The sequence below is a fragment of the Curtobacterium sp. SGAir0471 genome (genome assembly GCF_005490985.1).
Classification (GTDB): domain Bacteria; phylum Actinomycetota; class Actinomycetes; order Actinomycetales; family Microbacteriaceae; genus Curtobacterium.
Genome location: NZ_CP027869.1, coordinates 1,519,347 through 1,529,762, shown reverse-complemented (window position 1 = coordinate 1,529,762; position 10,416 = coordinate 1,519,347). Strand labels below are relative to the sequence as shown.

Annotated in this window: 7 protein-coding genes, 1 other RNA gene and 1 pseudogene; 3 read left to right on the top strand and 6 right to left on the bottom strand. The window is 73.5% G+C overall.

What is annotated here, in order from left to right; genetic code table 11:
- Positions 1-57 precede the first annotated feature (57 nt).
- From C1N91_RS07020 to C1N91_RS07010, 3 genes are read right to left on the bottom strand one after another with little or no spacing between them, the layout of a single operon-like run.
- Positions 58-3,030, bottom strand: coding sequence for a bifunctional [glutamine synthetase] adenylyltransferase/[glutamine synthetase]-adenylyl-L-tyrosine phosphorylase (locus C1N91_RS07020; RefSeq protein ID WP_137767155.1), 2,973 nt, complete (start codon positions 3,028-3,030; stop codon positions 58-60).
- Positions 3,031-3,051: 21 nt separating this feature from the next.
- Positions 3,052-4,389, bottom strand: a complete 1,338-nt coding sequence (gene glnA / locus C1N91_RS07015) for a type I glutamate--ammonia ligase (RefSeq protein ID WP_137767154.1) — start codon at positions 4,387-4,389, stop codon at positions 3,052-3,054.
- Positions 4,390-4,425: 36 nt separating this feature from the next.
- Positions 4,426-4,605, bottom strand: a complete 180-nt coding sequence (locus tag C1N91_RS07010; protein WP_058729959.1) for an SPOR domain-containing protein — start codon at positions 4,603-4,605, stop codon at positions 4,426-4,428.
- A 546-nt stretch (positions 4,606-5,151) separates the two neighbouring features.
- On the opposite strand from C1N91_RS07010, the gene map reads away from it, so the two are divergent.
- From map to rnpB, 3 genes are all read left to right on the top strand, one after another.
- A complete protein-coding gene (gene map / locus C1N91_RS07005; RefSeq protein ID WP_137767153.1) occupies positions 5,152-6,015 on the top strand; it encodes a type I methionyl aminopeptidase in 864 nt (287 codons plus the stop codon).
- Between the two features lie 28 nt (positions 6,016-6,043).
- Positions 6,044-6,793: a polyphosphate--glucose phosphotransferase gene (gene ppgK, locus C1N91_RS07000; protein WP_058729958.1), complete on the top strand. Its 750-nt coding sequence runs from the start codon at positions 6,044-6,046 to the stop codon at positions 6,791-6,793.
- A 194-nt stretch (positions 6,794-6,987) separates the two neighbouring features.
- An RNA gene (rnpB, locus tag C1N91_RS06995) (RNase P RNA component class A) lies at positions 6,988-7,342 on the top strand.
- A gap of 93 nt (positions 7,343-7,435) precedes the next feature.
- Here rnpB and C1N91_RS06990 read toward each other — a convergent pair.
- The 3 genes and pseudogenes from C1N91_RS06990 to C1N91_RS06980 form a co-directional block, all read right to left on the bottom strand.
- Positions 7,436-8,170: a zinc ribbon domain-containing protein gene (locus tag C1N91_RS06990; protein WP_137767152.1), complete on the bottom strand. Its 735-nt coding sequence runs from the start codon at positions 8,168-8,170 to the stop codon at positions 7,436-7,438.
- A gap of 146 nt (positions 8,171-8,316) precedes the next feature.
- Positions 8,317-9,123 (bottom strand): annotated as a pseudogene (locus C1N91_RS06985) (Nif3-like dinuclear metal center hexameric protein); the annotation flags it as partial.
- A gap of 57 nt (positions 9,124-9,180) precedes the next feature.
- Positions 9,181-10,353 carry a hypothetical protein gene (locus tag C1N91_RS06980; protein ID WP_137767150.1) on the bottom strand — a complete coding sequence of 391 codons (1,173 nt, stop codon included), beginning with the start codon at positions 10,351-10,353 and terminating at the stop codon, positions 9,181-9,183.
- Between the last annotated feature and the right edge of the window lie 63 nt (positions 10,354-10,416).

Here is a 10,416-nt window from a genome sequence, read left to right as displayed (position 1 = left end):
CATCGACGACCTGTCACGTTCTCGGCGGCACGTCGCCCCGGGCGTGTCGCGAGCCGCTCAGGCCCCGTAGAACTCCCGCTCGAACACCTGGCGAGCGCGCCGCGTGACCCCGAGGTAGTCGTCCTCGAGCCGCGATGCCGACCCCGGCGGGTACTCCATCAGGCGCGCGATGCCCTCGAGCTGCACGCGGTCGACGGGCAGCACGTCGGTGGTCTTCCCCGACCAGAGCACGAGCGCGCTCCGGGTGCGGGACGCGAAGCGCCAGGCGGCGCCGAGACGTTCGGCGTCCTCCGGCGCGACGAGCCCGGCCACCGTCGCGGCGTCGAGGGCCTCGAGCGTCGAGGTCGTCCGCAGCCCGGGCACCGTCGTGGCGTGCTGCAGCTGCAGCAGCTGCACGAACCACTCCACGTCGCTGAGCGACCCGCGTCCGAGCTTGAGGTGCCGTGCCGGGTCGGCGCCTCGGGGCAGCCGCTCCGACTCGACGCGGGCCTTGATCCGCCGGACCTCGCGGACCGCCTGCTCGTCGATGCGCGCCGGGTACCGCGTGCCGTCGGCGAGGTGCTCGAAGTCGCGGAGCAACGCGTCGTCGCCGACCGCGCCGCGGGCCCGGAGGAGCGCCTGCGCCTCCCACGTCAGCGACCACCGGGCGTAGTACGCGCCGTACGACTCGAGGGTCCGGACGACCGGGCCGTTCTTGCCCTCCGGCCGCAGGTCGGTGTCGAGCTCGAACGGGTGGATCGCGTCGTCCGTCAGCCGCGAGAGTTCGCGCACGATCGTCTGGGCAGCCCGTGACGCCTGCTCCGGTGCGAGGTCCTCCGACGCCCGGTACACGTAGAGGACGTCGGCGTCGGACCCGAAGCCGAGCTCGCGCCCGCCGAACCGGCCCATCGCGACGATGCCGAACGCGAGCCCGGGTGGGGCATCGCGGCGGGCCAGGGCGAGCGCGCCCGTGAGGGTGGCCTCGGTGACGTCGGACAGTGCCGGGCCGAGGGCGTCGACGTCCAGATGGCCGAGCACCGCGGCCATGCCGAGGCGCAGGGTCTCCCGGCGACGGGCGGACCGGACGAGCGCGGCGGCGCCGTCGACGTCGTCCCCGTGTCGGGCGGTCGTGGCGGCGTGCTCGGCGAGGAGCGACGCGAGCGGCCGCGGTCGGAGCAGCGCGTCCGGCTCGTCGAGCCACGCCACCGCCTCCGGGAAGCGTTCGAGCAGACCGGCGAGGAACGCCGACTCGGACAGCACGGTCGTGAGGGAGTGCGCGGCGCCCGACGAGTCGCGGAGCATCCGGAGGAACCAGCTCGACTCCCCCAGGGTGTCGCTGAGGCGACGGAAGGCCAGGAGTGCCCGGTCCGGAGCCGGTCCCTCCGCCATCCACCGCAGGAGCACCGGCAGCAGGTTCCGCTGGATCGCCGCACGACGGCTCGTGCCCTGGGTGAGCGCACGGATGTGCCCGAGCGCGCCCGCCGGGTCCGCGAAGCCGATCGCGCCGAGCCGGTCGGCCGCCTGGTCGCTCGTGAGGACGATGTCGCCGTCCGTGGCCGCCACCGCCGACAGCAGCGGGCGGTAGAAGAGTCGCTCGTGCAGTCCGCGGACCTCGAGCTTCACGCCGCGCCAGCGCTGTTCGAGTGCGGCTGCCGACGTCGCGAGCCCGGTGGAGCGTGCGAGGACCCGCAGCTCGTCCTCGTCGCTCGGCATGAGGTGGGTGCGCTGCAGCCGGCGCAGCTGGATCCGGTGCTCGAGGAGACGCAGCAGGGCGTAGTCGGGGCCGAAGCGCGCGGCCTCGGGCCGGCCGACGTACCCGGCGGCGGCCAGGGCGTCCATCGCCTCGAGCGTCGAACGGACCCGGACGGACTCGTCGTCGCGGCCGTGCACGAGCTGCAGCAGCTGCACGGTGAACTCGACGTCGCGCAGACCGCCCGGCCCGAGCTTGATCTGCCGGTCGACCTCGTCGTCGGGGATGTGCTCGGTGACACGCTCCCGCATCCGCTGCACCGACTCCACGAAGCCGGGCCGACCCGCGGAGCTCCAGACGAACGGGGCGACCGCGGCCGCGTAGCGCTCCCCCAGGTCACGGCTGCCGGCGATCGGCCGCGCCTTGAGCAGCGCCTGGAACTCCCACCCCTTCGCCCAGCGCTCGTAGTACGCCACGTGCGAGTCGAGCGTCCGGACGAGCGCACCGTCCTTGCCCTCCGGCCGCAGGTTCGCGTCGACCTCCCACAGCGCGGGCTCGGCCGCGAGGTCGGTGATCGCGTGCGTCGCCGCGATGGCCAGGCGCGTCGCGATGAGGACCGCCCGGTCGGTGCCGACGCCGGTGTCGGCCTCGTCGTCGCGGGTCGACTCGGTGACGAAGATGACGTCGACGTCGCTGACGTAGTTGAGCTCGCGGGCACCGGCCTTCCCCATGCCGATCACCGCGAGCGGGGTCGCCGCCACGTCGGCGGCGGGGAACGGGACCTCGCGCCGGGCGACGGCGACCGCCGCCTCGAGCGCCGCGCCCGCCAGGTCGGCGAGCCCCGCGGCGACCGCCGGGAACGCCTCGGTCGGGACGGGGTGCAGCACGTCGAACAGGGCGATCTGCGCGAGGTGCCGTCGGTAGCGCACCCGGAGCCGGAGCCGGGCGTCCTCGCCGGTCGTCTCGGCGACCGCCTCGGACAGCGACGCCGTGTACGCCTCCTGCGACCACGGCGGGGTCACCGGGTCGAGGAGCAGCGCGATCTCGGCCGGACGGCGGTGCAGGAACTCACCGAGGCCCGTCGACGCGCCGAGCAGCCGGACGAGTCGTTCCGTGGCCGCCGGGTCCGCCAGGACCGGCCGGACCGCGTCCGGCGCGCGCTCGAGGAGCCGCTCGAGCAGCCGGAGCGCGCCGTCGGGATCGGCCGTGGACTCCCAGAGCGCCGGGGCGTCGGTGACCGGCACCCGCACGTCGGGGCCGAACCGGGCCTCCAGGCCGGCGATCCGTTCCAGGCTCTCCGACAGCTCCGCGAAGCCCAGGCGGGCCATCTCGGAACGGGACGTCCTCGTCCGACCGGTCATGCGTGGTGCTCCGGGCGGCTGCTAGAGCGCGCCGAGGTTGGTGCGGAGCTCGAACGGCGTGACCTGGTCGCGGTAGGCCTTCCACTCCTGCCGCTTGTTGAGCAGCACGAAGTTGAAGACCTGCTCGCCCAGGGTCTCGGCGACGAGCTCCGAGTCCTCCATCAGGCCGAGGGCGTGGTCGAGGCTCGCGGGGAGCTGCTTGTAGCCGAGGGCCTTGCGCTCGGCGTCGGACAGGCTCCAGACGTTGTCCTCGGCCTCCGGCGGGAGCTCGTAGCCCTCGTCGATGCCCTTCAGGCCCGCCGCGAGGAGCAGCGAGTACGCCAGGTACGGGTTCGCCGCCGAGTCGATGCCGCGGTACTCGACGCGGGCGGACTGGCCCTTGTTCGGCTTGTACAGCGGCACGCGCACGAGCGCCGAGCGGTTGTTGTGGCCCCAGGTGACGAAGGACGGGGCCTCGTCGCCGCCCCACAGCCGCTTGTAGGAGTTGACGAACTGGTTCGTCACCGCGGTGATCTCGGGAGCGTGACGGAGCACACCCGCGATGAAGTGCTTCGCGGTCTGCGACAGCTGGTACTCGCCGCCGGCCTCGTAGAAGGCGTTCTGGTCGCCCTCGAAGAGCGAGACGTGCGTGTGCATGCCCGAGCCCGGCTGGCCCGACAGCGGCTTCGGCATGAACGTCGCGTAGACGCCCTGCTCGATGGCGACCTCCTTCACCACGGTGCGGAAGGTCATGATGTTGTCGGCCATCGTCAGCGCGTCGGCGTAGCGGAGGTCGATCTCGTTCTGTCCGGGACCGGCCTCGTGGTGGGAGAACTCCACCGAGATGCCGAGGTCCTCGAGCATCCGCACCGAGCGGCGGCGGAAGTCGTGCGCGCTGCCGCCGGGGACGTTGTCGAAGTAGCCGGCCTGGTCGACGGGCTGCGGGCCGCCGTCCGCCCAGTCGCGGCTCTTCAGGAGGTAGAACTCGATCTCGGGGTGCGTGTAGAACGTGAACCCGCGCTCGCTCGCCTTCGCCAGGGTCCGCTTCAGCACGTTGCGGGGGTCGGCGACGGCGGGCTGGCCGTCCGGCGTCGTGATGTCGCAGAACATGCGCGCGGTCGGGTCGACCTCGCCCCGCCACGGCAGGATCTGGAACGTCGAGGGGTCCGGGTGTGCCAGGACGTCGGCCTCGTACGAGCGGGTGAGGCCCTCGATCGCGGAACCGTCGAACCCGATGCCCTCGGCGAAGGCACCCTCGACCTCGGCCGGGGCGATCGCGACGGACTTCAGCGTGCCGATGACGTCGGTGAACCAGAGTCGGATGAACTTGATGCCCCGCTCCTCGATGGTGCGGAGCACGAAGTCCGTCTGCTTGTCCATGGACGCCCTTTCCGTGGTGCTGCTGGGGCCTCCAGCCTATTGGTCCTCGTCGTCCCAGCGCTCGTTGTTCGCCTTGATGCGGTCCAGGGCGTGTTGCGCCTCCTCACGCGTGTCGAACGGGCCGATGCGGTCGCGCTGCGGCGACTGCGGGCCCTGCTCCACCTCGTGCGTCTTCTCGTTGAACCACCACTGGGACTCGATGCGTTCGTCACTCATGGCGCCACCGTACCCACGGGGTCCGGGCTGCGCCCGCGCGCGCCTGCCGCCGTCGGCCGTGCTGGCGACCGGTCAGTGACGCGAAGGCGACAGATCGCCGCCGACGGTCGACGGGATCCTGTCGCTCTCGCGGATCGGTCCGCGGGGCGGACCGGGGGACGGGGAGGTGGGGGCCGGCCCGGCGGTGGTGGCGACCGGTCGGGAGGCGCGGTGCCGGTCGGACGGACCGGCACCGCGCCTCCAGACCGTCACCTCGGGCGCGGCGCGTGGAGTGGGCACCCTCCTGTGCCGGTCCCGTTGGCTCGCGTCCGGCCCGGCGCGGGACGCCGGCGTCCGCGCCGGACGCCCTCGGGCGTGCGAGACGCCTCCGGAACCGGCGGCGTCTCGACGCGCGCGCGGTGTCACGCGCCGACGCCGGGGTCTCGCGACGTGGAGCTGCACGGTGTCGCACACCGGCGGCGGCGTCTCGCCGCCCGGCGCGACGGACGCGCCGGCCGCGCGAGCGCCCGCGCCGCGGGCGCCGCGCACCCGGTTAGAGTGGTCGGCATGCCCCGGGACGCACACGGACACCTGACCGCCGGCCGGATCTCCCCCCAGCGCCCCGTGCCGAAGGACATCGAGCGCCCCGAGTACGTCGGGCGTGCCGAGCCGCACGAGCACGGCCTCGGCGACACCTACACGCCCGACGAGGTCGAGCGCATCCGGGCCGCCGGGCGCATCGCCTCGCAGGCGATCGACGCCGTCGGCGAGGCCATCCGCCCCGGGATCACCACCGACGAGCTCGACCGGATCGGCCACGAGTTCGTCGTGTCGCACGGCGCCTACCCCTCGACGCTCGGCTACCGCGGGTACCCGAAGTCGCTGTGCTCGAGCCTCAACGAGGTCATCTGCCACGGGATCCCGGACGACACCGTGCTGCAGGAGGGCGACCTCGTCAACATCGACATCACCGCCTACAAGGACGGGATGCACGGCGACACGAACCGCACGTTCGTCGTCGGGCAGGCCTCGCAGGAGGTCCAGGACCTGGTCGACCGCACGCGCACCGCGCTCGAACGCGGGATCAAGGCCGTCGCTCCCGGGCGCCAGGTCAACGTCATCGGGCGGGCGATCGAGGCCTACGCCAAGCGCTTCGGGTACGGCGTCGTCCGCGACTACACCGGCCACGGCGTCGGTCGGGCGTTCCACTCCGGGCTGATCATCCCGCACTACGACGCACCGCGCTTCGACGACGTCATGGAGCCCGGCATGGTGTTCACCATCGAGCCCATGCTCACGCTCGGCGGGATCGAGGCCGACATCTGGTCGGACGACTGGACCGTCAGCACCCGCGACAAGTCCTGGACCGCACAGTTCGAACACACCCTCGTCGTCACCGAGCGCGGCGCGGAACTCCTCACCGTCTCCTGACGGACACCCACGAAAGGCACCGCTTCTCATGACCTCCCTCGCAGTCGGCGTCGACATCGGCGGAACGGGCATCAAGGGCGCGATCGTCGACGTCGCCACCGGCGAGCTGACGACCGACCGGATCAAGAAGGCCACCCCCGAGGGCGGCAAGCCGCACGACATCGTCGCTGTGGCGAAGTCGATCCTCGACGAGCTCGCCCCGGCGGCGGACGTGCCGGTCGGGGTCTGCTTCCCCGCGATCGTCCGCGACGGCAAGACGATGTCGGCCGCGAACGTGTCGAAGAAGTGGATCGGCTTCGAGGCCGAGGCACTGTTCGAGAAGGAGCTCGGCCGCTCCATCCACTTCGTCAACGACGCCGACGCCGCCGGGTTCGCCGAGCAGCAGTTCGGTGCGGCGAAGGGCAAGGACGGACTGGTCGTCGTCACGACCCTGGGCACCGGCATCGGCACCGCGCTGATCAACGACGGTGTGCTCATCGTCAACTCCGAGCTCGGCCACCTGGAGATCGACGGGCACGACGCCGAGACGAAGGCCTCGTTCGCGGCGAAGGAGCGCGACGAGCTCTCCTGGAAGCACTGGGCCAAGCGCCTGCAGAAGTACTACTCGACGCTCGAGGCCCTGCTCTCCCCCGAGCTCTTCGTCGTCGGCGGCGGTGTGTCGAAGCACCACGAGGAGTTCCTGCCGCTGCTCGACCTGCAGGCGGACATCATCCCCGCGACGCTCCGCAACAACGCCGGCATCATCGGGGCGGCGACCCTGGCCTCGCGCAGCAAGTAGGGGTGCGGCCTCGGCGGTGGTCCTCGTCGCACGACACCCCGTCCGGCTCCGTTCAGGTCGCAGGACTCGCCGTTCGACCTGAAGGTGAGCGGCATGTCCTGCGACCGGAAGCGGCGAAAGTCGGGACGGCGACGACGAGGCGGCAGCCGCGGGGCGCCGGGCGGCGCGGGCAGCGGTAGACTCAGTCCTGCGAACGGGTCGGTGAGACGGTCGCGTCACTCCTCCGGGAGTGCCGAGGAACGTCCGGGCTCCACAGAGCAGGGCGGTGGGTAACACCCACCCGGAGCAATCCGCGAGACAGTGCCACAGAAAGCAGACCGCCGGCGGTGACGTCGGTAAGGGTGAAACGGTGGTGTAAGAGACCACCAGGGGTCCGGGTGACCGGATCCGCTCGGTAAACCTCGCCCGGAGCAAGGTCAGACAGAGGACGACGAGGCTGCTCGCTGAGTCCTCGGGTGGACCGCTGGAGGCCGGCGGCAACGTCGGTCCGAGAGAGATGGCCGTCACCGCGAGAGCGGGACAGAACCCGGCGTACGGCCGGCCCGTTCGCACCCACGCACCACGTGCGCGCCCACCGACCGACGACGGACGGGAGGCGCGTGGCGGTGCCGCCACGAGCCTCCCGTCCGTCGGGACCCGCGTCTACAGGCCGGACTCGGCCGTGCGCACCAGGATCGCGTCGCTGTCCGGGCAGAGCACGACGTCGTCGGGCGCAGCCCGTCGGATGTCCTGCAGGTCCGAGTTCGTGAGCGTCACGCCGGAAGCGGTCGACACTCCGCCCTGCAGCAGGGACGCGCCGAAGCCGTAGCGCGCCCGCTGCCGGTCGTACAGCGCCAGCAGGTCCGCGGGCACCTTCGCGGCGACGGCCGCACGGCTCTGCGCGGCGGACTCACGATCGGCCTCGACGCGGGCGATCTCGGTGTCGCGCTCGGCGACCAGCGTGGCGCGGTCGGCCTCGACCTGGGCGAGCTTCCCCTCGACGTCCCCGACGCGGGCGCGGTGCACGTCGAGCTGCTCCATGACCTCGAGCTCGGCGGTCTCCAGGTCGCCGATGCGACGGCGGAGCGACGCCAGCTCGCTCTCGAGGCCCGCGGCGTCCTTCGCGCTCGCGACGTTCTGCAGCATCGTGGTGTCGCGCTCGATGCGGGCCTGCGCGGTGGCGGTGTCGGACTCCAGGCGGGCGAGCTCCCGCTCGGCGTCCTCGACCTGACCGGTCGCGGCGGCGAGCTCGGCGCGCAGCGAGGCGGCCGTCGTCCCGAGTTCGGTGAGCCGGTCGCCCTTCTGCAGGGCGGTGATGCGGTGCGACAGACGGGTGACGTCGTTGTCGAGGCGCTGGAGGTCGAGGAGGACGACCTGGTCCTCGGGTGCTGCCTTCACGGTCGGTCTCCTTCGTGGGCGGGTGCGGGGGCGGGGGTGCCGGGGGCCACCGCGGGCGCGGCGGCGGCTGCAGGTCCGGGCCCGGCGGCTGCTGCGGGCTCGGCGGCGGCTGCGGGTCCGGTGGCAGCCGCGGGCTCGGCTGCGGGAAGGACCGCGAAGTCCCAGGGGTCGGTGCGGAGGTCGCTCACGGTCACCCGGACTCCGGCGAACCGGCGGAGCTGCTCGGCCGCGACGTCGAGCCAGAGCCACTCGGTCGCCCAGTGCGAGGTGTCGACCAGCGCGGGGCCGTCGGCGAGCATCGCCTGCTCGCGGAACTCCGAGGCAGGGTGGTGCCGCAGGTCGCTCGTGACGTAGACGTCGGCGGCCCGGACGGCCGGATCGCCGAGCAGGCTGTCACCGGCTCCGGCGCAGAGCGCGACGGTGCGCACGGGCCGGTCGAAGTCGCCCGAGGCGCGGACACCCGTCGCCGTCGGCGGCAGCAGGTCGACGAGCTGGCGGGCGAGCGCGCCGAGGGTGGTGCCCTCCGGCAGGGTCCCGACGCGACCGATGCCGGTCGAGGGGTCCGCTCCGGGCTCGAGCGGCCGCTGGTCGACGAGCCCGAGCCGGTCGGCGAGCACGGCGGAGGTGCCGGTCGTCACGACGTCGGCGTTCGTGTGCGCCGCGAGCAGCGCCGTCCCGCCCCGCACGAGCGTCGCGAGGACCCGGCCCTTGGCGGTCGTCTCGTCGATCGTGGTGACACCGCGCAGCAGCAGCGGGTGGTGGGTGAGGAGCAGGTCGGCACCGAGGGCGACGGCCTCGTCCGCGGTGGCGGGTACGGCGTCCACGGCGAGGTGCACGTGTTCGACCACCTGGTCCGGGTGACCGGAGACGAGCCCGACGGCGTCCCAGGACTCGGCGCCGGCGGCGGGCCACAGGTCCTCGATGACGGCCTGGAGTTCGCGGAGCGTCGGCATCCCGTCAGTCTACCGAGGCGCGGACGCGGCGAGGGCGCCCGCGCAGGACCGGCACGCTCAGCGGCGGCCGAACAGGGAGCGCAGGCGGGCGACGAGTCGCGCCCACCAGCCACCGTCGGCACCGGCCGTCGTCACCGTGGTCACGCGGTCGTGGTCCTGGTCCGTCACGCTCGCGCCCGTGGGCAGCGACACGGCGTCGGGCAGCACCACCGGGGTGCCGGCCGTGACACCCTTGTGCGCGGTCAGTGCCGCCGCGAAGGCGGCCCGGTCGATCACGGTGGGACCCGTGGCGGGCTGCACCAGCGGGGTGGGACGGGTCGCGGCCGACAGCGGCGACCCGACCGGGAGGCCCAGGGCCGGACGGACGGGCGCCTCACGTCCCGAGGTGGTCGCCCGGGCAGCGGTGCCGTCGGTGCGCGTGGTCGGTTCCGCCTGGACGAGGTCGTCGCTCGACGGCGTCGTGGCGCGCTGCACCGGCCGCGTGGGCGTCGCCACGTCGGCGCGGGAACCGGCGGTGCGCGGCGCCACGGCAGCGCGCACGGGCGTCGGCACCGGTGCCGTGGCGGCACGGCGGGCCGCGGAGCGCTCGCGTCGCGCGGCCTCGTCCGCCGCGTCGGCGAGCAGGTCGGCGAACACGGCACGGGCGAAGGCGCGGGCGGCTTCCACCTCGGCGTCGTCGAGGTGCGCGACGGTGGCCTCCCACGCAGCGAGGCGAGCGAGGTCCTCGTCGCGACGAGCGACCTCGTCCTCGAGCAGGACGATGCGCTCGATCGTGCTGCGACCGCTCGTGGCGGCGACCTCGACCGCGAGGTCCTCGATCCGCAGCGCGATGCGGGCCGGGGGTTCGGGGAACGACGGAGCGCAGGCGGCGACGTGGCGGGCGCGGTCACGGCGGCGGAACGCGGTCGGTGCATCGGCCGGGGTCCGCGCGTCGACGAGGGTGAGCGCGTCGACGGCGGGCTGCGCGGTGCTCGCAGCGTCGACGGCGTCCTGCGCGTCCGGTCGCTGCGAGGCCGGGGCGTCCGCGGCGACGGTCTCGGCGGCCTCGACGGTCTCCTGCGCGGGGACGGCATCCGTCGTCACCGGGCGCTGCACGGGACCCGTGACCGGCGGCACCACGAGGTCCGCCAGGTACGGCGTGCGGGTGGCCGGGACGTCGCGGAGCCACTCCTCGAGCTCGCGACCGAACGGGTCGACGAGGGGGGTGCGTGCACCGGGCTGGGTCTCCATGTGACGCAGGATAGATATCACACCCGCCGATGCTCGGGAGATCCGCGGTGTGTCGCGCATCCC